General features: G+C 69.0%; 22 protein-coding genes and 1 tRNA gene. 10 read left to right on the top strand and 13 right to left on the bottom strand.

Going from position 1 to position 23,229, the window contains the following annotated elements; translation table 11 throughout:
• Positions 1-19 precede the first annotated feature (19 nt).
• From PV762_RS13690 to PV762_RS13680, 3 genes are read right to left on the bottom strand one after another with little or no spacing between them, the layout of a single operon-like run.
• The gene (locus PV762_RS13690; RefSeq protein ID WP_421035556.1) at positions 20-859 is read right to left on the bottom strand and encodes a transglutaminase family protein; all 840 of its coding nucleotides are present in this window, start codon (positions 857-859) and stop codon (positions 20-22) included.
• Between the two features lie 16 nt (positions 860-875).
• A complete protein-coding gene (locus PV762_RS13685) occupies positions 876-1,844 on the bottom strand; it encodes an alpha-E domain-containing protein (RefSeq protein WP_421035555.1) in 969 nt (322 codons plus the stop codon).
• 1 nt (position 1,845) lies between these two features.
• Positions 1,846-3,273, bottom strand: a complete 1,428-nt coding sequence (locus PV762_RS13680; RefSeq protein ID WP_421035554.1) for a circularly permuted type 2 ATP-grasp protein — start codon at positions 3,271-3,273, stop codon at positions 1,846-1,848.
• Positions 3,274-3,508: 235 nt separating this feature from the next.
• Here PV762_RS13680 and PV762_RS13675 point away from each other — a divergent pair, with 235 nt between their 5' ends.
• The 6 genes from PV762_RS13675 (at position 3,509) to PV762_RS13650 (ending at position 10,642) form a co-directional block, all read left to right on the top strand.
• Entirely contained in the window at positions 3,509-5,659 is a 2,151-nt protein-coding gene (locus tag PV762_RS13675; RefSeq protein WP_421035553.1) for a diguanylate cyclase domain-containing protein, read from the top strand.
• 128 nt (positions 5,660-5,787) lie between these two features.
• Positions 5,788-6,111, top strand: coding sequence for a winged helix-turn-helix domain-containing protein (locus PV762_RS13670; protein ID WP_421035552.1), 324 nt, complete (start codon positions 5,788-5,790; stop codon positions 6,109-6,111).
• Between the two features lie 182 nt (positions 6,112-6,293).
• Positions 6,294-7,064, top strand: coding sequence for a molybdate ABC transporter substrate-binding protein (gene modA / locus PV762_RS13665; protein WP_421035551.1), 771 nt, complete (start codon positions 6,294-6,296; stop codon positions 7,062-7,064).
• Positions 7,065-7,127: 63 nt separating this feature from the next.
• The gene (modB, locus tag PV762_RS13660; RefSeq protein WP_421035550.1) at positions 7,128-7,796 is read left to right on the top strand and encodes a molybdate ABC transporter permease subunit; all 669 of its coding nucleotides are present in this window, start codon (positions 7,128-7,130) and stop codon (positions 7,794-7,796) included.
• Positions 7,793-8,476: a sulfate/molybdate ABC transporter ATP-binding protein gene (locus tag PV762_RS13655; protein ID WP_421035549.1), complete on the top strand. Its 684-nt coding sequence runs from the start codon at positions 7,793-7,795 to the stop codon at positions 8,474-8,476. The genes modB and PV762_RS13655 overlap by 4 nt, the downstream gene beginning before the upstream one ends.
• A 36-nt stretch (positions 8,477-8,512) precedes the next feature.
• A complete protein-coding gene (locus tag PV762_RS13650) occupies positions 8,513-10,642 on the top strand; it encodes a hypothetical protein (protein WP_421035548.1) in 2,130 nt (709 codons plus the stop codon).
• 69 nt (positions 10,643-10,711) lie between these two features.
• Here PV762_RS13650 and PV762_RS13645 read toward each other — a convergent pair whose 3' ends face one another.
• Both PV762_RS13645 and PV762_RS13640 read right to left on the bottom strand, forming a co-directional pair.
• Positions 10,712-11,800 carry an NAD-dependent epimerase/dehydratase family protein gene (locus PV762_RS13645; protein ID WP_421035547.1) on the bottom strand — a complete coding sequence of 363 codons (1,089 nt, stop codon included), beginning with the start codon at positions 11,798-11,800 and terminating at the stop codon, positions 10,712-10,714.
• Positions 11,801-11,828: 28 nt separating this feature from the next.
• Positions 11,829-11,903 (bottom strand) — tRNA-Arg (locus PV762_RS13640).
• A gap of 220 nt (positions 11,904-12,123) precedes the next feature.
• Here PV762_RS13640 and PV762_RS13635 point away from each other — a divergent pair.
• Positions 12,124-12,732, top strand: coding sequence for a c-type cytochrome (locus PV762_RS13635; RefSeq protein ID WP_421035546.1), 609 nt, complete (start codon positions 12,124-12,126; stop codon positions 12,730-12,732).
• A gap of 97 nt (positions 12,733-12,829) precedes the next feature.
• Here the strand turns inward: PV762_RS13635 and PV762_RS13630 are convergent, their stop codons facing one another.
• The 7 genes from PV762_RS13630 to radA all read right to left on the bottom strand — a co-directional run bounded on the left by PV762_RS13630 (position 12,830) and on the right by radA (position 18,130).
• A complete protein-coding gene (locus PV762_RS13630; protein ID WP_421035545.1) occupies positions 12,830-13,369 on the bottom strand; it encodes a DUF2946 family protein in 540 nt (179 codons plus the stop codon).
• A 20-nt stretch (positions 13,370-13,389) separates the two neighbouring features.
• Positions 13,390-14,388 carry a YheT family hydrolase gene (locus tag PV762_RS13625; protein WP_421035544.1) on the bottom strand — a complete coding sequence of 333 codons (999 nt, stop codon included), beginning with the start codon at positions 14,386-14,388 and terminating at the stop codon, positions 13,390-13,392.
• An 11-nt stretch (positions 14,389-14,399) separates the two neighbouring features.
• The gene (locus PV762_RS13620) at positions 14,400-14,861 is read right to left on the bottom strand and encodes a YybH family protein (protein ID WP_088405687.1); all 462 of its coding nucleotides are present in this window, start codon (positions 14,859-14,861) and stop codon (positions 14,400-14,402) included.
• 62 nt (positions 14,862-14,923) lie between these two features.
• Positions 14,924-15,142: a zinc-finger domain-containing protein gene (locus PV762_RS13615; RefSeq protein WP_067279675.1), complete on the bottom strand. Its 219-nt coding sequence runs from the start codon at positions 15,140-15,142 to the stop codon at positions 14,924-14,926.
• 79 nt (positions 15,143-15,221) lie between these two features.
• Positions 15,222-16,145, bottom strand: a complete 924-nt coding sequence (locus tag PV762_RS13610; RefSeq protein WP_421035543.1) for a branched-chain amino acid transaminase — start codon at positions 16,143-16,145, stop codon at positions 15,222-15,224.
• A gap of 61 nt (positions 16,146-16,206) precedes the next feature.
• Positions 16,207-16,614 (bottom strand): hypothetical protein, encoded by a 408-nt coding sequence (locus tag PV762_RS13605; RefSeq protein ID WP_421035542.1) that lies wholly within the window; start codon positions 16,612-16,614, stop codon positions 16,207-16,209.
• Positions 16,615-16,771: 157 nt separating this feature from the next.
• Entirely contained in the window at positions 16,772-18,130 is a 1,359-nt protein-coding gene (radA, locus tag PV762_RS13600; protein ID WP_088405690.1) for a DNA repair protein RadA, read from the bottom strand.
• 416 nt (positions 18,131-18,546) lie between these two features.
• Here radA and PV762_RS13595 point away from each other — a divergent pair, with 416 nt between their 5' ends.
• A complete protein-coding gene (locus PV762_RS13595) occupies positions 18,547-20,130 on the top strand; it encodes a MutS-related protein (protein WP_421035541.1) in 1,584 nt (527 codons plus the stop codon).
• Here PV762_RS13595 and PV762_RS13590 read toward each other — a convergent pair.
• A complete protein-coding gene (locus tag PV762_RS13590; RefSeq protein ID WP_421035540.1) occupies positions 20,022-21,491 on the bottom strand; it encodes a sodium:solute symporter in 1,470 nt (489 codons plus the stop codon). The genes PV762_RS13595 and PV762_RS13590 overlap by 109 nt on opposite strands.
• A 145-nt stretch (positions 21,492-21,636) precedes the next feature.
• Here PV762_RS13590 and PV762_RS13585 point away from each other — a divergent pair, with 145 nt between their 5' ends.
• Positions 21,637-22,269 (top strand): LysE family transporter, encoded by a 633-nt coding sequence (locus PV762_RS13585; RefSeq protein ID WP_421035539.1) that lies wholly within the window; start codon positions 21,637-21,639, stop codon positions 22,267-22,269.
• A gap of 5 nt (positions 22,270-22,274) precedes the next feature.
• Complete coding sequence (locus PV762_RS13580; RefSeq protein ID WP_421035538.1) at positions 22,275-23,174, top strand: DMT family transporter; 900 nt, start codon at positions 22,275-22,277, stop codon at positions 23,172-23,174.
• Positions 23,175-23,229 lie beyond the last annotated feature (55 nt).

The following is a 23,229-nucleotide window of genomic DNA, read 5'->3' as shown; positions in this document are numbered from 1 at the left end:
GCGCCGTCGTGGTGCACGCTCATTGCTGGTCGGACGTGCCGGGCTTCACGAGCACTTCCGCCCGCATCGTTTCCAGGCCGCCGCCTGTTCGGACACCGCGCACCGGGCAGGCGTCCAGGTAGTCCGCACCGGTCGCCAGCTTCACGTAACGCCCGTCCGCCAGACACTGGTTGCTGATGTCGTAACCCAGCCAGCCGCCCGCCATGCCGTGCGCGGGGCCCGCGTCGCCAGCCGCGGGCAGGCGCACCTCCGCCCAGGCGTGGCTGGCCACATGCTCGAAGTCCGTCGCCAGGTACCCTGACACGTAACGCGCCGGCAGACCCAGCAATCGCGCGCAGCAGACGAAGACCTGCGCATGGTCCTGGCACACGCCGTGGCCGGTCTCGAAGGCCTCCGCCGCGGGCGTTGCCGCGTCGGTGTAGCCTCGCACGTAGGGCATGCGTTCGCCGATGGCCGCCATCATCGCGAGCAGCGCGCCGTGCGCATCGGCCTTCGCCGCCTCCGCGAAACCGCCCGCGAACTGTCGCAGCCGTTCGTCCGCGCGCGTCAGCGCGCTGTCCCGCAGGAACAGCGGGGAGGGCAGCTCCTCTTCAGGGTCCGGCGTGGGCGGCGCATCGTCGGTGTCGACCTCGCCGATCGCGCGCAACACGATGTCGCGCCGCGGACCGTCCAGGCTCAGCACATGCATCGTGTTGCCGAAGGCGTCCTTGCAGGCGCTGGCGGGCGAGGGCAGTTCCAGCTGCCAATGCAGCACGCGCAGGCCGCGCGCGGGCCGTGGCGTCAGCCGCAGGTACTGGGTGCTGCGCGCCACCGGTGAGTCGTAGCCGTAGACGGTTTCGTGCGAGATGTGCAGATGCATGGCGCTGTCCCTGGTTTCACTGCGCCTCGAAGTAGGCCTGCTGGATGTCGCGGCCCAGCCGGGCCGAGTCCTGCAGGAAGCCCGTCAGCCAGGGGTGCAGTCCCTGGTCGAGGATCTCGTCCACCGCACCATACTCCAGCCGCAGCGCCAGCCGGCCGGCGCTCTGCTTGACCTTGCGCCCCGCGTCCTCGTCGCCGCCGCGCGCCTCGATCTGCGGCAGCACCATGCGGATCTCGTCGCAGCAGGCGCGCAGCGAGCGCGGCACGTCCGGCCGCAGGATCAGCAGCTCCGTCACCCGCCGGCCGTTGAGGCTGTCGCGATAGGCCGCGTGGTACGCCTCGAAGGCCGACAGCGAGCGCAGCAGCGCGTTCCACGCATAGAAGTCGGGCGCGCTCTCGCTCGGCGCGTCGACTGGCGCGAGCGTGTCCACCGCCGGCGCGATCAGCTGCGACTTCACATCCAGCAGCCGCGCGGTGTTGTCCGCGCGTTCGACGAAGGTGCCCAGCCGGATGAAGCAGTAGGCGTCGTTGCGCTGCAGCGTTCCATAGGTCGCGCCGCGGAACAGGTGGGAGCGCTCCTTGACCCAGTCGAAGAACGACGAGGGCTCGGCCACGCCTTTTCGCGCGAGCTCACGGGCCTCCAGCCAGCTGGTGTTGATGGCTTCCCACATCTCGGCGGTGATCTGGCCGCGCACGGCGTGCGCGTTCTCGCGCGCCTGCCGGATGCAGGACAGCACCGAGGCCGGGTTCTCCAGGTCGATCCCCATGAAGCGGAAGAGCTGCTCCGCGCTCAGACGCGGATGGCGCGCCTGGTAGGCTTCCAACGTGCCGGTCACGGCCAGCGGCGCGGCAAGTTCCGTCGCGGCGCCGCGCGACTGCGGCAGCAGCGACAGCGAATGCGTGACGTCGAGCATGCGCACCAGGTTCTCGGCGCGCTCCATGTAACGGCTCATCCAGTAGAGCTGTGCGGCGGTACGGGACAGCATGTCAGTTCTCCAGGATCCAGGTGTCTTTGGTCCCGCCGCCCTGCGACGAGTTCACGACCAGCGAGCCCGCCTTCAGCGCCACGCGCGTCAGGCCGCCGGCGACCATGTTCACTTCGCGCCCCGAGAGCACGAAGGGCCGCAGATCGATGTGGCGCGGCGCGATGCCGCGCTCGACGAAGGTCGGGCAGCTCGACAGGCACAGCGTGGGCTGGGCGATGTAGTTCGAGGGATTGGCTTTCACGCGTTCCTTGAAGTCCGCGACCTCCGCCGCCGTCGAGGCCGGTCCGACCAGCATCCCGTAGCCGCCGGCGCCATGCACTTCCTTCACCACCAGCTCGGCCATGTTGTTCAGCACGTGGTCCAGGTCCTGCGGCTTGCGGCACTGCCAGGTCGGCACGTTGTGCAGGATGGGCTCCTCGCCCAGGTAGAAGCGGACCATGTCCGGCACGTAGGGGTAGATGGACTTGTCGTCGGCGACGCCGGTGCCGACCGCGTTGGCCAGCACCACGTGACCCTGCTTGTAGACCGACAGCAGCCCCGGGACGCCCAGCATGGAGTCGGACCGGAAGGCCAGCGGGTCGAGGAAGGCGTCGTCGATGCGGCGGTAGATGACGTCGACGCGCTTCGGTCCCACGGTGGTCCGCATGAAGACGAAGCCGTCCTTGACGAACAGGTCCTGGCCCTCGACCAGCTCCACGCCCATCTGCTGGGCGAGGAAGGCGTGCTCGAAATAGGCCGAGTTGAACGGTCCCGGCGTCAGCACCACCACGGTCGGGTTGTCCGCCAGGCTGGCCTGGCGCAAGGTGTTCAGCAGCAGCGCCGGGTAGTGCGCGACCGGCGCGATCGAGTACTTCGCGAACAGCTCCGGGAAGAGCCGCATCATCATCTTGCGGTTCTCCAGCATGTAGCTGACGCCGGAGGGGACCCGCAAGTTGTCCTCGAGCACGTAATAACCGCCGTCGGAATGTCGGATCAGGTCGACCCCGGTGATGTGGGCGTACACGCCCAGCGGCAGGTCCAGGCCCTGCATCGCCGGCTGGTACTGCGCGTTGGCGAAGACCTGCTCGGCGGGGATCAGGCCGGCCTTCACGATCTCATGGTCGTGGTAGATGTCCCACAGGAAGCGGTTGAGCGCGGTGACGCGCTGGCGCAGGCCGCGCTCCAGCATGCGCCAGTCGTCGGCGGGGACGATGCGGGGCACGGTGTCGAAGGGGATCAGGCGTTCGGCGCCGGCCTCGTCGCCGTAGACGGCGAAGGTGATGCCGACCTTGTGGAAGAGCAGGTCGGCCTCGGACCGTTTCTTGGCCAGGGCGTCGGGCGTCTGCGCGTGAAGCCAGTCCGCGAAGGCCTGGTAGCTGGGCCGGATCGCGCCGCTTTGCAGCAGCATCTCGTCGTAGTGGCCAGCGGCCGGAAGGGTCAGCGCATGCATGAGGTCTCCAGGGACGGACCGCCTCCGGATGGCGGTCGGGAGGGGCAGGTTGCAAGCGCCGTGCCCACCCCCGTCCGGCGGACGGGCGGAACAGGCCCCCAGCATGATCGATTCTGGTGCGCCTGCGACGTCCGCCCCGCGGCGGTGCCCACGCAGGGTCGGTGATCGCCCGGCGCTGGTGCAGTGGCACTATCCCGTGTTGCATACGCGCGCCGCTCTCGCTACAACTGCCGCGATGCATGACAACACCCAGGTCCTGTCGCCTCCTCCGGCCCCCGGCAACCCCAACAACGCGAACGGCGCGAACGGCGCGAACTGCGCGGGCGCCGACGGCTTCGTCCCGCCGCGCGGCTCGCGCGCATCGCTCGGCCGCTGGCTGACGGCCATGGTGCTGGCGGCCGTGGCGGCGGCGCTGCTGATCTCCGCCCTGCTGATCGAAAACTTCGCCCGCGCCCATGCGGAGCGCCGCGCGGTCGAGTCGCTGCGGCAGGTCGCGGTCGATTTCCGCGACGCACTGGACCGCGGCATGGCGCAGCAGTTCAAGGAAGTGCGGGTACTGGCGCAGCTGGAACCCTTCCGCCGCTTCGACGATCCCGAGGCGATGCGGCGCGCGCTGGACCAGGTGCAGATCGGTTTCGACCATTTCGCGTGGCTGGGCGTGACCGACGGTCAGGGCAAGGTGCTGGCCGCGGCCGGCGGGCTGCTGGACGGCGTCGACGTCTCCAAGCGACCGTGGTGGCAAGGCGCGAAGGGCGGTCAGCCCTTCGTCGGCGACGTGCACGCGGCCTTGCTGCTGGAAAAGCTGCTGCCGCGCCAGAACGAGCCCTGGCGCTTCGTCGATTTCGCGATCCCGCTGCTGGATCAGCGCGGGCAGCTGCAGGGCGTCTTCGGCGTGCATCTGAGCTGGGGCTGGGCGCGCCAGATCAAGAGCGAGCTGATCGACGCGACGATGTCGTCCCATCAGGCCGACGCGCTGGTCCTGGGCAAGGACGGCTTGGTGATCCTGGGACCGTCGGACCTCGAGGGCAAGAAGATGCCGATCGGCGACGAGCACGGCCAGGGTCTGCGACATCACGAAGCCGATGGCGTCGACTATTTCGCCGTCAGTGTGCCGAGCCAGGGTTACGGCCTCTACCCCGGCCTGGGGTGGACCGTGCTGGTACGGCAGCCGGTGGCGGTGGCGCTGTCGGACTATTACGGGCTGCGCCGTCAGATCATCCTCAGCGCCATCCTGCTGCTGGCGGCGGCGGTGCCGCTGAGCTGGTGGCTGGCGCGTCGCATGAGCCGCCCGCTGAACGAACTGGCCAACGCCATCGCACAGCGGCGCCACCTGAGCGAGGACGCGCTTCCCAGCGTCGGCGGCTACCGCGAGGCCGCGATGCTGTCGCACGCGCTGAACGACCTGGCGCACCGGCAGGCCGAGCAGGACCGCTCGCTCGCTGAGCTCAACGCGTCGCTGGAGCTGCGCGTCCAGGCGCGGACGCTGGAGCTGCATGAGGCGCTGCAGCTCCAGGAATCGAGCGAGCGCCGCCTGCGCACCATCGCGGACAACCTGCCGGTGCTGATCTCCTACATCGACGCGGAGGAGCGGCTGCAGTTCCTCAACGCGACTTTCCGGACCTGGCTGGGCATGGAGCCGGACGCCGCGTTGGGCCGGCCGCTGCTGGAGGTGATCGGCCCGGTGCTGCATGCGCAGCGGCTGCCGTTCCTGAAGGGGGCCCTGGCGGGCGTGCGGCAGCGCTTCGAGACGCGCTCGGAGACCAACGGCGTCGCGCGCGACATGCTCGCCGAGTACGTGCCCGACCTGCGCCCCGACGGCAGCGTGGCAGGCGTCTACACGCTGGCGACCGACATCACGCCGTTCAAGCAGGTCGAGCGTGAGCTGGACCAGCTCAGCCGCGTCGACCCGCTGACCGGCTTGCCGAACCGGCGCCAGTTCGAGTCCCGCCTCTCCGAGTCGATCGCGCGCACGCGGCGCAACCAGCGGACGATGGCGCTGATGTTCATGGACCTGGACCACTTCAAGGCGATCAACGACACGCTGGGCCATGCGGCCGGGGATGTGGTGCTGCGCGCCTTCGCCGACCGCGTGCGCGGGGCGATCCGCGAGACCGACCAGCTCTGCCGGCTGGCGGGCGACGAGTTCGTGCTGATCCTGGAAAATCTGCACGAGCCGCAGGCGGCGACGCTGGTCGCTGAGAAGGTGCTGGAGGTGGTGAAAGTGCCGCTGACCTTGCAAGGCCGAGAGCTCCAGCTGTCGACCAGCATCGGCATCGCCTGCCATGACGGCGGGGCGGAAAGCGATGTGGCGCTGCTGGGCCGCGCGGACGATGCGCTTTACGCCGCGAAGTCGGCCGGGCGAGGGTGCTGGCGGTTGGCGGACTGAGACGCGAGGAGTGCAGCGCGCACCCCGGCATCGGGTGTAATGCGCGCATGGTTGCCCGATCGACTCCCGCTCCCGCCACGCCCCAGCCGGCGCTCAAACCCGCGCTCAAGCCCGCGCTCAAGCTCCGCATGCGCGTCACCGTCGGTGACGTCATCGCCATCGGGCCGGGCAAGATCGCTTTGCTGGAGGCGCTCGATGCGACCGGCTCCATCACCGCAGCAGCGAAGTCGCTGGACATGTCCTATCGCCGCGCGTGGCTGCTCATCGATGAAACCAACCGCGCCCTCAAGCAACCCGCCGTCGCCACCGCCGCCGGCGGTGCGAAGGGCGGCGGGAGCGCACTCACCGATTCTGGACGGGCGCTGATCTCGCTCTATCGGCAGATCGAGGAGACGGCGCTACAAGCCTGCAAACCCGAGATCAAGCAGCTTCTGAAGCTCCTCGACTCCTGAAGGCAGCGCGGACGCCGGCAGCGCCGGTGCCCCTTTCCGCTCAATCTCCTCCTCGCCGCTCGGAATTCGCTCCAAGGGGCACCGGCGCCGCCGGCGTCGAGACACCGAGGTGTTCGGATCGCGCAATATCCTGGGATATATTGCGAGCCTCCTCTTCGTGTCCACCCTTCGAGGGACTCGCCATGCGCTCGATTCGCCCCATCCTGATCGCCCGCCGCGCCGCCGCGCTGACCCTCGCACTGTTGGCCACCGGGATCGCGCACGCCGCCGACGTGACCGTCTCCGCCGCCGCCAGCCTGACCAACGCGTTCAAGGAACTGGCCCCGGCCTTTGAAGCAGCGCATCCCGGGACCAAGGTGCAATTCAACTTCGCCGCTTCGGACGCGCTGCTCGCACAGATCGCCAAGGGCGCTCCGGTCGACGTCTTCGCCTCCGCCGACCAGGAAACCATGGACAAGGCCCAGCAGCAGAAGCTGCTGGTCGACGGCTCGCGCCGCAACTTCGTCAGCAACGCGCTGGTGGTGATCACGCCGGCGCAGAACGGCGTGCCGGTGAAGTCGCTGGCCGAGCTGCAGCAGCCCACCGTCAAGCGCATCGCCATCGGCAGGCCGGAAGGCGTGCCGGCCGGCCGCTACGCGAAGGCCGCGCTGGAGAAAGCCAACCTGTGGACCGCCCTCGAACCCAAGGCCGTCTTCGCGCAGAACGTGCGCCAGGCGCTGGACTACGTCGCGCGCGGCGAGACCGAGGCCGGTTTCGTCTACGCGACCGACGCCTTCGTGATGAAGGACAAGGTCCGCATCCTGTTCAGCGTGCCGACCGAAACGCCGATCTCGTATCCCATCGCCGTCACCAACGGCGGCACGAACGCCGACGGCGGCAAGCAGTTCCTGGACTTCGTCGCCTCGGCACCAGGTCAGGCAGTGCTGGCCAAATTCGGCTTCCAGAAGCCTTGATCGTTGCCCGCCCAGCGGCCCACAGCCGTCTGAACATCGGCCGCGACTGAGCCACGACATCGCATGGAATCCGCCTGGATCGCGCTCGCGCTGTCGCTGAAGGTCGCCGGTTGGGCGACGGCGCTCAACCTGGTGCTCGGCGTCGCCGCCGGCTTCGCGCTCGCACGGCTGCGTTTCCCGGGCCGGGAGCTGCTCGACGCCGTGCTGACGCTGCCGATGGTGCTGCCGCCGACGGTGCTCGGCTATTACCTGCTGGTCGTCATCGGCAAGCGCGGCTGGCTGGGCGCCTGGCTGTGGGACACCTTCGGCGTCAACCTGATCTTCACCTGGCAGGGCGCGGTGATCGCGGCGACCATCGTCGCCTTCCCGCTGGTCATGAAGTCCGCGCGCGCCGCGTTCGAGGGCGTCGATCCGCAGCTGGAGCGCGCCGGTCGGGTGCTGGGACTCAACGAATGGGCGCTGTTCTTCCGCGTGACGCTGCCGATGGCCTGGCGCGGCGTGCTGGCGGGCGTGCTGCTGGCCTTCGCCCGCGCGCTGGGCGAGTTCGGCGCAACCTTGATGGTCGCCGGCAGCATCCCGGGCAAGACCCAGACGCTGTCGGTCGCCGTCTACGAGGCGGTGCAGGCCGGTCAGGACGACACGGCCAACCTGCTGGTGCTGATCGTGTCGCTGACCTGCATCGTGGTGCTGCTGGCCGCGGGCCGGTTGGCCGGCCCGAGGAGCACGACATGAGCTTCGAGGTCCGCATCCGCAAGCAGGTCGAGGGCGGCGGTCGTCGTTTCGAGCTCGATGTCGCCTTCAGCACCGACGCGCGCCGCACGGTGATCTACGGCCCGTCGGGCGCCGGCAAGAGCCTGACGCTGCAGGCGATCGCCGGGCTGCTGAAACCCGACGAGGGCACGATCTACGTCGACGGCCATCCGGTCTTCGACAGCGGGTCGCGCATCGACGTGCCCGCCCGCGAGCGGCGTCTCGGCTACCTGTTCCAGGACTACGCGCTGTTTCCGCAGCTGACGGTGCGGCAGAACATCGCCTTCGCGCTGAAGCGCGGATGGCTGAATCCGTCGCGCCATGAGGGCGGCGAGGCGGTCGATCGCTGGATCCAGGCTTTCGAGCTGGAACGCGTGGCGCAGCAGCGGCCGCACCAGCTGTCCGGCGGCCAGCGCCAGCGCACCGCGCTGGCCCGCGCGCTGGTGAACGAGCCGCGCGCGCTGCTGCTCGACGAGCCGTTCTCCGCGCTGGATCCTGAGCTGCGCGGCCGCATGCGGACGGAACTCGACACGCTGCTGGAGCGCATCGGCATGCCGATGCTGATGATCACGCACGACCCCGAGGACCTGGCGCGCTTCGGCGATCACCGCGTGATGCTGCGCGACGGCAGGGTGCGAGACGCCGAGCAGGAAAGATCCTGACAGCGGTTGTCGCCCGGACCCTGAGAATCAGGCGTCATGGAGGGCGACGACATGCAGCAGTCGGAGACGGAAGGGGTCAGTCATTGCGACCTCGTCATGAAGGGCGGCGTCACCAGCGGGGTGATCTATCCGCGGCTGGTGGCCGGGCTCTCCGATCGCTACCGGTTCAAGAACATCGGCGGGACGTCGGCGGGCGCGATCGCGGCCGGGGCCAGCGCCGCGGCGGAACTCGGCCGCCAGCGCGGCCATGCCGGCGCGTTCGAACGCCTGGCCCGACTGCCGGAGGAGCTCGGAGACCCACTGCCGGGCGCAAGACCTGGCACCGGCCGCAGCCGGCTATTGACTCTCTTCCAGCCGGTCCCGGCGCTGCGACGCCATTTCGAGGTCCTGACGCGGGCGCTCGGCAAACCGGCGGGTGCGGCGGCGGCATCGGTCCTCGGCGGGATGGTGGCGATGCACGGTGCCGCGGCCTTGGCGATCACCGGCGTCGGCGTGGCGCTGCTGGTGCCGTACTTCCGACTGCTCGCCTCCGATGCGACTACCGGACCGTGGCAGAAGCTGCTCGCGGTCATGGGGCTGGCGATCATCGTTGCGCTGGTGACAGCGGCGCTGGTCGGGACGGTGCTGGCGCTCTTCACCCGCAGCCTGCTGCGCGGGCTCAAGGACAACGGCTACGGGCTGTGCAGCGGTCTGACGCAACCGGAGCAGGGCGGAGCTGGTCGGCCTGGAAAGCCTGGCGGGTCAGGCGGGCCGGGCGGATCAGGCGGGTCGGGCGCGTCGGGTGAGCAGACCGCGCTCACCGACTGGCTCCACGTCTACTTCAACGAACTCGCGGGGAAGAGCGTCGACGGACCGCCGCTGAGCTTCGGCGATCTGTGGGGACCGGACCCGGCGACGCGCCGGATCAACCTGGAGGTGATCACCAGCGCGGTCAGCCAGCAGATGGTCTACAGCATCCCGTTCCGACCCGGAACACCGATGTTCTATTACGACCCGCTGGAATGGTCGCGGCTGTTTCCGCAGGCGGTGATGGCGGCCCTGGCGGCGCCTTTCAGCGGCGGCCACGACGGTCCGGTGATCGAGAGCGCCCAGGGTCGCGAGTTGCGTCCGCTGCCGCGCCACGGCGACCTGCCCGTGGTGGTGGCGATCCGCATGAGCCTGAGCTTCCCGCTGCTGCTGTCGGCGGTGCCGCTGTATGCGGTGGACTGGTCGCGCACGGCCAACCAGCGCACGCAGACGGCCGTCCGCGCCGCCGCGACAGCCGAGGAGCGCCGCCGCCTGCGCCTGCGGGCGACGCGGATCTGGTTCTCCGACGGTGGCATCGGCAGCAACATGCCGCTGCACCTGTTCGACGCGATGCTGCCGCGGCATCCCACCTTTGCGGTGAATCTGAAGCGCCCGCATCCGGACCACGTCATCCGACCCGAGCATCCGGGCAACGACGGCGGACGGATCTACCTGCCCGAGGACGATCGCGGCGGTCGCCTGCGCTACTGGCCGGAACCCGATCTGGTCGACGACTGGGAGCGGCAGGCGCCGGGCGCACGAGAGAAGACACCGCTGGCGGCACTGGCCGGTTTCCTGTGGAGCATCGTGGGCACCATGCAGAACTGGCGCGACGAGATCCTGTTCCCGACACCGGGCTTCCGCGACCGCATCGTCCAGATCAGCCAGAAGCCTGACGAGGGCGGGCTGAACCTGACGATGCCCGCCGGCACGATCGCCGCGCTGGCGGAGGCCGGCGGGATGGCGGCACAACGCCTGATCGCGCGCTTCCATCCGGCGGGGGCCGAAGGCGGCGCGGGCTGGGACAGCCACCGGCGCGCACGGCTGACGACCTTTCTCGGCGTGATGCAGCCGGCGACGGTCGGGCTGGCCTCGGCAATGGGGATGGCGATGGGGACAGCGATGGGGGCGGCGGCAAGGACTGGCCCCGGCCCCGGCGGGAAAACGGACGCGCGAACGCCGGCCGATTGGCTGGTGCTGCTCGCCACCGATGCGCGCTACCAGCGTTCCTCGGGGCTGCGGGCCGAGGCGGCGCGTTTCCTCACCGGTCTGGACGAACTGGGCGCCGCCACCCCGCGCAAGCTGTCAGGGCAGGCACGCACGCTGGATGTGGGCTCGCTCAAGCCGATCCCTCAAGTGCGGTTGACGCCGCGGATCTGACGATCGCCCACCTCTGGTGCTCGAGGGCGAAGCGGCTCTTCGGCGATCGCGGTGTTCAGGCTGGATTGATCAGGTGGACCTGAGGTGGCCGGCGCCGCCCGGGCCGCTCGGGCGGTCGGTGGCGGAACGGCCGGCGAGGATCTCGGCCTCGCGCTCCGGCGCCAGCGTGGCGACGAGCTTGCTGGCGTCCCAGTCCGGTTCACGCGGGGTTATTGCCCAGGCGAGCGTGTCGGCCGCCGTTTCCTGGATGGCTCGGGTCGTGAGGCCCGCTGCCGTCGCGCGGGAGGCGTCACCGAGCAGCATGCCTCCGACCGCCGGATCCTCTTCGGGCAGCCAGAGAGGCAGCCCGGTCCACGGCGCCACGCCGAGCACAAGCAGCATGGCGTCCGGCTTCCAGCTGAAGCGGGCGTCGCTGCCCGGTACGGCCTGCACGCAGGCGTCCAGCAATTCCTTCATGGGTAGACGAGGGCCGACGGCGTTGAACGTGCCGGTCGTGCGCGACTCCGCAAGCGTCACGCAGAACGCGGCGAGGTCGCGCACATCGATGACCTGCACAGGCCGCTCCGGCCGTCCGGGGGCGAGGATCTCGCCGCCGCGGGCGACGCGTGTCGGCCAATAGGTGAATCGACCCGTCGGGTCATGCGGTCCGACGATCAATCCGGGCCTCACGACCGCCTGCCGGCCGGGCAGGGCGCGGGCGAGCGCCTCTTCAGCCCGGGCTTTCAATGGCCCGTACCCTTCGTTGCCTTCAGCGAGGGGCGTCGATTCGTCGAAGACGCGATGCGGCGGGAACACGCCGTACGCCGAGATCGAGGACACGAGCACCACATGCGGCGTCCCCGTGTCGAGCGCGGCGACGGTGCGCTCGACCTGCGCGGGGTTGAACGCGCTGCAATCGATCACCGCATCGAACGCACGACCGCGCAGCGCGCTCATGTCGCCGTCGCGATCACCGATGAGGCGTTCGACCTCGGGGAACAGACCCGGGCCGTGCCGCCCGCGATTCAGCATCGAGACCGTGTGACCGCGCGCCAGCGCGGCATCGATGACGTGGCGACCGAGAAAGACGGTGCCGCCGAGAATGAGGAGGCGCATGGCGCGATTCTGACCGCTGACCCAGCGCCATGCCGGGCCGGAATGAAAGAAGCCGGTTGCCACTCTCGTGACAACCGGCTTCTCGTGATTCTGGTGCGACCGGCAAGAATCGAACTTGCGACTAAGCCTTCGGAGGGCCCAATGATATCCACTTCACCACGGTCGCCGCGGGAAGCGGGCATTCTAGCCTCGTTCTGAGGCTCCCCGAGCCAAGCACACGCTTCCCGTCAAAACGGCACCACCGCGAACACCTGCGCGACCCTCGCGCAACACCTGCCCCACAGACGTGCCGACCTTGACGAAAGCCCCAGGGTGGGGCGACAGGGGGCTGGCTATACTGCCCTCGCTTCTGCTGTATCCGATTCGATTCGATCCACGAGGAATTCATGAGCGGAACCCAGGACCACGCCAACGCCCAGGACACGCACGCCGAAGGACACGACGCCCACGAGGGCCCGATCAAGACCCCCAAGCAACTGATCGTTGCCGTCTTCTTCGCCTTCGTCATTCCGATCGTGATCATCGTGATGCTCGCGAACTACGTGTCCAGCGAGATCAAGCCCGGCGCCGGGGGCTCCGGCCTCGAGGCCGAGGCCGTCGCCGCCCGCATCCAGCCCGTGGGCTCGATCGAGCTCAAGGACCTGAGCAACCCCGCCGCCATGAAGTCCGGCGAACAGGTCTTCCAGGCCCAGTGCTCGGCCTGCCACGCCACCGGCGCGGCCGGCGCCCCCAAGCTCGGCGACCATGACGCCTGGGGCCCGCGCCTGAAGTCCGGCTTCGACACCCTCGTGCACTCCGCCCTCAAGGGCAAGGGCAACATGGGCCCGCAAGGCGGCGGCGACTTCAGCGACTTCGAGATCTCCCGCGCCGTCGTCTACATGGCCAACCAGGGCGGCGCCAAGTTCGACGACCCCAAGCTCCCCGCCGCGGCCGCCTCGGGCGCCGATGCAGGCGCTTCGGCACCTGCCGCGCCCGCCTCTGGCGCTTCGCAGTAAACAGCCGCCGAACGAGCCGCGCGCTCCGGAGACACGAAAGCCGACCCATGGGTCGGCTTTTTCATGGGGATCGGTGGACCGGGCCGCTTCGCCAGGGTCAGGTCTTGCCCAGGTTCCCCCTCGGGTCGACAGGCGCCAGCACCACCCCGTGACGGGCGATGAGCTCGGCATGCGTGGCGTTCGACATCGTCCACTGGCCGGCTTCGAGCGTATCCGCCGCGGGGCCCATGTCCTGCGTATGGACCAGGCCCAAGCCCAGATCGGTCTCCAGGAACAGCCGATCCTGCTCGTCCAGCACCGCAGCGGCGACCTGCACTTCGCGTCCGGTGTGACTCAGCACGCGACCGTCCGGTTGCAGGCGCCAGATCCAGGGGGCAAGTTCGAGTTGCACGTAGACCCGTTGCGGCCCGTTCTGGAAGAACCAGGCCCCCTGATCGTCCGAGGCGTAGTTGCGATCGATGAAGCCGATCAGCTTGTCGTGCACGATGCGGCTGCCCTTCACCGTCGGAAACGGGCCGGCGGCCTGGATGCGCTCGTCGCGCATGTACCAGTCGCCTCGCGCGTCCAGCGCCAGCCAGCCGTAGCAGTGCGGCACGTTGGGCCACTTCTTCAGTGCCGCTTCGACGATGGCATCCATGCGAATCCTTTCCGTGCGGCTCAGAGCCGCGTCGCCAGCCAGTCGGTCACGCGCTCCGGCATCGTGCGCACGTGGCCGGGCGGCCGGCCCGACGGGAAACCGACATGCCCGCCCTCGCGCGGCTGCCACAGCGTCACATGCGCGCCGACATGGCTCTGCTCCGGCAGGCTGTGTGCCGGCACGAAGGGATCGTTGCGCGCGTTCAGCACCAGCGCCGGGATGCGGATCCGCGCCAGGTGCGGCTTGGCCGACGCGCGCAGCCAGTAATCGTCGACGTCCCGGAAGCCGTGCACCGGGCCGGTGAAGATGTTGTCGAACTCGTAGAGGTTGCGCACGCGCCGCATCCGCTCGGCATCGAAGAGGCCGGGATGCTGCTTCAGCTTGTTCATGGCCTTGGGCATCATGGTCTTCAGGAACATGCGCGTGTAGACCAGCTTGTTGAAGCCCTTGCCGATCGCGTGGCCGGCGGCCGTCAGGTCGACCGGAGAACAGACCGAGCACACGGCCTGGACCGTCGATGCGGCGCTCTCGCCGGCCTCCTGCGCCCAGCGCAGCAGGGCGTTCCCGCCGAGCGAGATGCCGACGGCGATCATCGGACCGCGATGCGAGGCGCGCAGCTGCTCCAGCATCCAGCCGATCTCGAGGTAATCGCCCGAGTGATACGCGCGCGGCGCGAGGTTGAGCTCGCCCGAGCACCCTCGGAAGTAGGGCATCGCGAAGGCCCAGCCGCGATGCTGCGCAACTGCGGCGAAGGCCTGCACGTACTGGCTCTCGACCGAGCCTTCGAGACCGTGGAAGAGCACGAGCAAGGGCCGTCCGGCCGGAGACGCCGCAGGATCCGTCGAGGGCGTCGCGGCGGGATCGACCAGATGTTCGACGTCCACGAAGTCACCGTCGGGCGTCAACCAGCGTTCGCGCCGGAACTGCGGCGGGGGGCCTTCGTAGCGCCGCGAGAACAGCACGGGCCAGATCGTCTGGGCATGGCCTCCGGGCAACCAGGGAGGTGCCTGGTACTGCATGGACAACCCTCTCAATGCAGCGTCGTGGGCGCGCCGGCGGACACGATGGCCAGCTCCTGCTTCACGTCCTGCGAGGTGCCCGGACTGGCATGGTGCGCGACCATGCGCCAGCCCAGCGCCGTCTTCAGGTAGACATTCGTCGCGACGACCCACGCGCTCTGCACGCCGTCCTCGTCGGTGATCTCGACGCGCTCGAGCACCTGGTGGATCGCCGTCTCGCCGTTGACCAGCTTGCGCTGGCACTCCGGATGCACGGGGATAGCACCTCTGGCGAAGATCTGCTCGAAGCTCGCCCGGATCGCCGCCGCGCCGACGACACGCGGCCCGCCCGGATGCACGCAGCAGACCTCGTCCTCGTCGCCCCAGACGGCCATCAGCCGTTCCAGGTCGCCGGCCTGCAGGGCCTCGTAGAACTGCGCTTCGGTGTCCTCGGGAGAGGCCAGCAGCAGGGCGGTCTGAGGCTTGCGCACCATGGGGCTCGTTCCTTGTTCAAGGGAGCGGGAAGGCCGGTCGCGGGGCGGCCGGCCGTCGTGGCTCAGTGACCGGAGGGCAGGTGCTCGCCGGCCTTCAGCTTGTACAGCGTGCCGCAGTACGGGCAGGCGCCTTCGCCGGTGTGGCTCAGGTCGATGAAGACGCGCGGGTGGTTGCTCCACAGCGGCATCTTGGGATTCGGGCAGAAGACGACGCCGGGACCTTGCAGGTCCTGGGCGGTGACTTCGACGGTGGCCTTGGGCGTGGTGGTGTTGGCGCTCATGATCTTGTTCTTGAAGGCTTGCGGAGGCTGGCGACCCGTTGCGGTACGACGGCAGAAAAGGCGGCGGAGACCGGGCCGGTCAGACCACGCTCAGCCAGTGGGCGTACTTGGGATTGCGGCCGTTGACGATGTCGAAGAAGGCCGACTGGATCTTCTCGGTGATCGGGCCGCGGCTGCCGCTGCCCAGTTCGATGCGGTCCAGCTCGCGGATGGGCGTCACTTCGGCGGCGGTGCCGGTGAAGAAGGCCTCGTCCGAAATGTAGACCTCGTCGCGGGTGATGCGCTTCTCGACCAGCTTCAGGCCCAGGTCCTCGCAGATCGCGAAGATGGTGTTGCGGGTGATGCCGTTGAGCGCGCCCGCCGACAGGTCGGGCGTGTAGACGACGCCGTTCTTGATGATGAAGAGGTTCTCGCCCGCGCCCTCGGACACGAAGCCCGAGGCGTCCAGCAGCAGCGCCTCGTCGTAGCCGTCCTCGGTCGCTTCCATGTTGGCCAGGATCGAGTTGGTGTAGTTGGACACCGTCTTGGCCTGCGTCATCGTGATGTTGACGTGGTGGCGGGTATAGCTGCTGGTCTTGACGCGGATGCCGCGCTTGAGGCCTTCCTCGCCCAGGTAGGCGCCCCAGGCCCAGGCGGCGACCATCAGGTGGATCTTGTTGCCCTTGGGGCTGACGCCCAGCTTCTCGCTGCCGATCCAGGTCAGCGGACGCAGGTAGCCGCTGGCCAGCTTGTTCTCGCGGACGACCGCCTTCTGCGCTTCCTCGACCTGCTCGATCGAGAACGGGATCTTCATGCGCAGGATCTTGGCGCTGTTGAACAGGCGCTCGGTGTGCTCGCGCAGCCGGAAGATCGCAGTGCCCTTGTCGGTCGGGTAGGCCCGCACGCCCTCGAAGGCGCCGCAACCGTAGTGCAGGGTGTGGGTCAGCACGTGGATCTTGGCGTCGCGCCAGTCCACCAGCTCGCCGTCCATCCAGATCTTGCCGTCGCGATCGTCCAGGGACATGGGTCTTCCTTTTGCGGTTCTGCCGCCGCGGACGGACCGCGGCGCTGCGAAGTCGGGGATTTTATGCGGCCGGTGTGTCGGCGGGGGGCGCCGATGCGGGCTCCGGGGCGCGGACCAGCGTCCATCGCGTGACCACGCTGTTTTCCATGACCACGTCCACCGCGTCGCCGCCGGTGTCGGTCCAGCGGTAGGTGTTCTCCTGGACCTTCACGCCCAGCGACTTGCACAGGCGGATCAGGTCGATCAGCTTCATGCCGGCGTGCAGCTTCGAGTTCAGCATGATCGCGCTGGAGACGTGGCCCAGCGGCGACTTCTGGGCCGTGCGCATGACGCGCATCAGCTGCGAGAACTGCAGCAGCAGATAGAAGATGACGGCGGAAGTGCCCAGGATGGCGCCCTTCCAGCCGAAGTAATAGATGCCGACGACGATGGCGGCAATGGCGAGAAGGATGCCGACTAGGCGGTTCATGCGGGGGAACTCCGAAGGGGGTAGGGCCGGATCCCGGAGGGATGGAGCCGAACCCGCGATTGTCGTCGGGCCGCGTCGGCGGCGGGTGTGGCGATTGCGGATGCCGGCGTCGTGGATCCCGACGCCGGCGCCGACATCGTTCCCGACGCCGCCGACGTCACAACCCGCGCAGGATCTCGATGGCGTCCTCGATGCGGGCGACCGGGTGAACGGTCAGGCCGTCGATAGGCTTCTTGGGTGCGTTGGCCTGCGGCACGACCGCGATCGAGAAGCCCAGCTTGGCGGCTTCCTTCAGCCGTTCCTGGCCGCGCGGCGCGGGCCGCACCTCGCCGGCCAGACCGACTTCCCCGAAGGCGAAGAAGCCCTTGGGCAGCGGCTTGCCGCGCAGCGAGCTCTGGATGGCGAGCAGCACGGCCAGGTCGGCCGCCGGCTCGCTGATGCGCACGCCGCCGACGGCGTTGACGAAGACGTCCTGGTCCATGGTCGCCACGCCCGCGTGCCGGTGCAGCACCGCCAGCAGCATGGCGAGGCGGTCGCGCTCCAGGCCCACCGACAGCCGGCGCGGGCTGGGGCCGCCGCCGTCGACCAGCGCCTGCAGCTCCACCAGCAGCGGCCGCGTGCCTTCCAGCGTGACCAGCACGCAGGAGCCGGGCACCGGCTCGCCGTGCGTGGACAGGAAGATCGCGCTCGGATTGGTGACGCCCTTCAGGCCCTTCTCGGTCATCGCGAAGACGCCGATCTCGTTGACCGCGCCGAAGCGGTTCTTGATCGCGCGGACCAGCCGGTAGCTGCTGTGGGTGTCGCCCTCGAAGTAGAGGACGGTGTCGACGATGTGCTCCAGCACGCGTGGCCCGGCCAGCGCGCCCTCCTTGGTCACGTGGCCGACCAGCACCATCGCGCAGCCGCCCGACTTGGCGGTGCGGGTCAGCTGCGCGGCGCATTCGCGGACCTGCGCGACCGAGCCCGGCGCCGAGGACAGCTGCTCGGAGTACATGGTCTGGATGGAGTCGATGACGCAGAAGTCGGGTTTCTCGACCTCGATCGTGGCGAGGATTTTCTCCAGGCCGATCTCGGCCAGCACGCGCACCTGGGAGCCGTCCAGGCTCAGGCGCCGGGCGCGCATCGCGACCTGCGCGCCGGATTCCTCGCCGGTGACGTAGAGGACCTTCATCTGGCGGGACAGCGCGTCGACCGCCTGCAGCAGCAGCGTGGACTTGCCGATGCCCGGGTCGCCGCCGATCAGCACCACGCCGCCGGTAACGATGCCGCCGCCCAGCACGCGGTCCAGTTCCTCCAGCGAGGTGGGGGTGCGCTCGAAGTCGCGGGCCTCGATCTCGGACAGGGTGGCGACGGGCTGGCTGCGGGCCAGCGCCTGGAAGCGGTTCTTGCCGCCCGTGGGCTCGGCGGCGGTCTCGACCAGGGTGTTCCAGGCACTGCAGGACGGGCAGCGGCCCAGCCACTTGGCGCTCGTGGCGCCGCATTCGGAGCAGACGTATTGGGATTTCTGGGTGGCCATGGGGCGCGATTGTCGCCGCCCGCGCTGTGGACAACCCTGTTGAGAAGCCTGTGGATGGGCGGTGATCCGGCTGTGGACCTGTTGTGCGCAGGTTGTGGGCCGGCTGTGGGTTGATCGTAGTCAACCCCGCAGCCCAGCTGTGGGAGACCTGTGCGCAAGCTGTGGGTCGGGTGTGTGCAACGGCCGTCCTGGACCCGGATCGGGGGTTGTTTCTTCCTCGTGAAACACCATCTGAAGAGCCCGATCTGCCGACCGCAGGCCCTCTGACATCCACACCTTCAGCACAACGACCGATGACCCTGCCTCACGTCGACCGCGTCCTGGAACGATTCAAGCGGATCCGGGCCGTGTTCTCGGAATCGTTCGCCAATACGCGTCCGCACTCGACGTCTTACGACTGGTTTTCGGAGAGCGAGGTGGCCAGCCTCGACCGCGCGAAGGACGTCGACGCGCCGGAGCACGTCGACGACCAGTCGTGGCGGGACCTGGACATGCCGGCGTATCTCAGGCGCATCGGCCAGCACGCAAGCCTGTGCGCCCGCCAGGCGACCTATCGACGCCTCAGGCGGGGGGCGATCGCCCAGCGTGTCGTCGCCGACCTGCTCCGGGCGCATTCCCCCGCTGAGCTCACCGCGTTGATCGAACCCGCCGGGCCGATCCGGGATGCCCTGCGCTGCGCCAGGGACGACATCACGCCGCATCTGTTCCACGGCGCCAGGATCGTCACCCCGGGCTGGACTGAATGTCTGTGGCTGGCGCCCTGGGGACTGGCCCTCATCTGGACCTTGCAATGGTTGTTCGCCTGGCCCGCGGTCGTCGGGATCGGTGCGACGCTGGCCTACGTGGGTCTCGTCGGCTTCGTGCAGATCCGGCTGTTCCCGCGCCTTCAGGAATGGAAGAAGCTCCGAGCCGGGCTGCTGCTGGTTCTCGCATCGGCCCGATCGTTCGGAGAGCTGGGCGTCACCCGCCGCGGCCGCCTGTACGGGGCGCTGACAGATGATCTGGCCGAGACGGACCGGCTCGCCGCGCTGATCTCGGGGCGTCTGTATGACCGCTTCGCGGCGATCGCGGAATACGCCAACCTGCTGGCGATGAGCGAGTACGCGACGCTGCGCGCGTCGGTGGAACGGTTCGAAGCCGCCCTTCCGTCGCTGCGCCGAGTCTATGAGCGAGTGGCGGAATGCGAGGCGGATCTGTGCTTCCTTGAGCACGCGCTCTCCGCCGGCCAGCTCTGCGTCGCCAGGCTGGAGACGGACGGGGATGTCGTCTTCACGGATCTGAAGAGTCCGCTCTTCGACGACTGCCAGCCGCTCAGCCTCAGGATGGGCGACAGGAGCCTGCTGCTCAGCGGGCAGAACGGCATCGGAAAGAGCACGCTGCTCCGGGCCATCGGCATCAACCTGCTGGTCGCGCGCGCCTTCGGCGTCTGCTATGCCGCCCAGGCGCGGGTGCCTCCGGTGACCGTCTGGGTGAGCATCGAGAACAAGGATTCGATCGAGGACCGCCAGAGCCTTTACATGGCTGAACTGCTGCGCGCCCAGACCCTGGTCAAGGCCGCCGAATCGGAGGGCCGGACGGCCTTCTTCATCATCGACGAGGTCTTCCGCGGCACCAACAACATCGAATCCGTGGCGGCCGGGGCCGCCGTGCTGCAGCACCTTGCCGCGCATGCGCGCGTCGTTGTCACCTCGCACAACCTCGCGCTGGGGAAGATCCTGCGGCGAAGCTACCGGCCGCTCCATCTGGTCAGGATGCAGGGGAAGGGACTGATCCTCGAGGACGGGCTGCTGCCCGACACCAACGGGATCGCGCTGATGGGCCGCTACGACTTTCCGCCGTCCGTCCTGCGGGAGGCGGACCGGGTGCGGGCCTGGTATGCCGACTACGTCCTTCAGCCCGGCGACTTCCCGCTGGAGGACGGCGCGGGCCGCGAACCGGCCCACAGCCCGCCGAAGGTCAGCGCGGCATTCACCAGCAGCAGCTCCAACCCCATCCGGTAGTTCCCGAAGAGGGTGGCCTGGTGGGCGTCGATCACCCAGCACAACGCCGGGGCCGCCAGTGCGACCCAGGGCAGCACGCCTGCGCGCAAGGTCCGCGTCGTCAGGATGCCGAAGGCGAACAGCCCCAGCAGCGGACCGTAGGTGTAGCCCGCCAGCTTCAGGATCACGGAGACCATGCTCGGATCGTCCAGCCAGCGGAAGCCCAGCGTCAGCAGCAGGAAGACGAGCGCGTAGCCCAGGTGCACCGCCTTGCGGATGCGGCGCTTGCGGGCCTCGTCCCAGTCGCGGCGTTCCTGCAGGCCGATCAGGTCGATGCAGGTGCTGGAGGTGAGCGCGGTGATGGCGCCGTCGGCGCTCGGGAACAGCGCCGAGATCAGCGCGACCACGAAGATCAGCTGCACCCAGGCCGGCAGGTGGCCCATCACGACGGCGGGGAAGAGCCGGTCGCCGTGGGCGGCGATGCCCTGCTGCTGCGCATACATCGTCAGCAGGCCGCCGAGGAACAGGAACAGCAGCACGACGGCGGTCATGATGGCCGCCATCACCATCATGTTCTTCTGCGCGTCGGCCAGGCGCCTGACCGAGATGTTCTTCTGCATCATCTCCTGGTCCAGGCCGGTCATGGCGACGGCGATGGCCGCGCCGGCGAGCAACTGCTTGGCCCAGTGCGAGGCGCTCATCGGATCGGTGACGAAGACGTCGGCGAGGCCGGCCGCGCGCATCGACTGCCAGCCCGACGCCAGGTCCAGCCCCAGCGCGTGGAGCAGGAACACGACGCAGATCACCAGGCCGCCGAGCATGCCGGTGGTCTGGAGCGTGTCGGTCCAGACGATGGTCTTGACGCCGCCTTCCAGCGTGTAGAGCAGGATCATCACGAGCACCAGCAGCGCGCTGAGCCAGAACGGCATGCCGAACTGGGCCAGCACCAGGTCCTGCAGGATGCGCACGACGAGGTAGAGGCGGGCGGTCGCGCCCAGGGTGCGGGACAGGATGAAGAAGCCCGCGCCGGTGCGGTGGGCGGCGACACCCAGCCGCGCGCCGAGGTAGCGGTAGATGGAGCTGAGGTTCAGCCGGTAGTAGAGCGGCAGCAGCACGAAGGCCACGACGGCGTAGCCGGCGAACTGGCCGATCATGATCTGGAAGTAGCCGAAGGCGCCGGCGCCGACCGAGCCCGGCACGCTGATGAAGGTCACGCCGGAGAGCGACGTGCCGATCATCCCGAAGGCGACCAGGCCCCAGTGGCTGTTGCGGTTGCCGATGAAGAAGCTGTCGTTGTCCGCGCGTCGGGATGTCCACCAGGCCACCGCCAGCAGCAGCGAGAAGTAGACGACGACGACGGCGAGCAGGACGGAGGCGGACATGGCGCGGGATTATTGGAGCGCCGGCGCGCGCGCTGCATTCCGAAATTGGCAGCAGGCATAACCGGGCCCCCCGCCGCCCATGCCCTGACCTTCGTCGTCGCCTGGGGCGCCGTGCTACAACTCCGCTCCTTCGAAGGAGTTGATCATGGAGTTGTCAGTCTGGCTGGGGTTTTTCGCGGCCTCCTGGGCCATCAGCCTGTCGCCGGGCGCTGGGGCCATCGCGGCGATGAGCGCCGGGCTGAATCACGGCTTCCAGCGCGGCTACTTCATGACGATGGGCCTGATCCTGGGCATCCTGACCCAGATCGTGGTGGTCGGCGCCGGGCTGGGCGCGCTGATCGCGGCCTCCGAACAGGCCTTCGCGGTGGTCAAGTGGGCCGGCGTGGCCTACCTCGTGTACCTGGGCATCCAGCAATGGCGCTCGCCGGCCAGGCCGCTGGTGGCTGAACAGGCCGAGGGCCGGCAGGTCTCGCGTCGCGACCTGGTGCTGCGCGGCTGGGGCATCAACGCGGTGAACCCCAAAGGCACGGTCTTCCTGCTGGCCGTGGTGCCGCAGTTCCTGAACCTGCATCACAGCCTGACGCAGCAGTACGCGGTGATCGGCGCGACGCTGGCCTTCACCGACGCCGTCGTGATGGCCGGCTACACGCTGCTGGCCGCCCGTGTGCTGCGGGCGCTGAAGTCGGAATCGCACCTGAAGGCGATGAACCGGATCTTCGGATCGCTGTTCGTCGGCGCCGGCGCGCTGCTGGCCACCTTCAAGAAGGCGGCTGACTGAGGCGCATGTCCACCGTTTCCACCTCCCACGCTTCCAATCGCTGGTTGTTCTGGGGCCCGACGCTGATCTGGGCCAGCACGTGGCACGTCATCCTCTACCAGCTCGCCTCGGGCGTACCGGTGCTCAATTCGGTAGGGTGGCGGTTTGGCATGGCCGCGCTGATGCTGGCCGGTTTCGCGCGCTGGCAGAAGCTGTCGCTGAAGCTGCCGCTTTCCGCGCACGGGCTGATGCTGGCGACGGGAATCGTCCAGTACAGCGGCAACTACTACTCCGTCTACGAGGCTGAACGCCACATCCCGAGCGGCCTGGTCGCGGTGCTGTTCTGTCTGATGGTGTTCGGCAACGCGCTGTCGGGGCGGATCTTCTTCGCCCAGCGGGTGACGGGCCGTTTCCTGGCGGCGTCGGCGGGCGCGGTGGCGGGGGTGGTGATGATCTTCTGGCCGGAGATCGCGTCGACGGGCGCCCGCCCGACGGCGGCCTACGGGCTCGCCATCGGCCTGGCGGCCGTGCTGGCGGCCTGCATCGGCAACGTGCTCACGCTGACCCTGACCCGCCGCGGCTTGGCCTTGGTGCCGGTGCTGGCGTGGAGCATGGGGTATGGCGCGGCATTCCTGCTGATCACGTCGGTGGCATCCGGGCAGGGCCTGCACTTCGCGTGGACGCCGGAATACGTGTTCAGCCTGCTGTACCTGGCGGTGTTCGGCTCGGTGATCGCCTTCGTCCTGTACTTCAAGCTCGCCCAGCGTGACGGCACGGCGCGCGCGGCGCTGACCGGCGTGGTGATCCCGGTCATCGCGCTGGGGATCTCGGCGATCTTCGAAGGCTGGCGACCCACGCTGCTGGCGCTCGCCGGCATGGTGCTGTGCCTGGGGAGCATCTATGTGGCGACACGGCCGCAGCGGTGAGCGGCACGTCGCTTCCGGTTCGCACTCTCTCCCTGAGCTCTTGCTGATGGGCTCC

Origin of the sequence: Mitsuaria sp. CC2, assembly GCF_048957715.1 — a bacterium.
GTDB lineage: Bacteria > Pseudomonadota > Gammaproteobacteria > Burkholderiales > Burkholderiaceae_C > Roseateles.
This window is presented reverse-complemented; position numbering and strand designations above follow the sequence as displayed.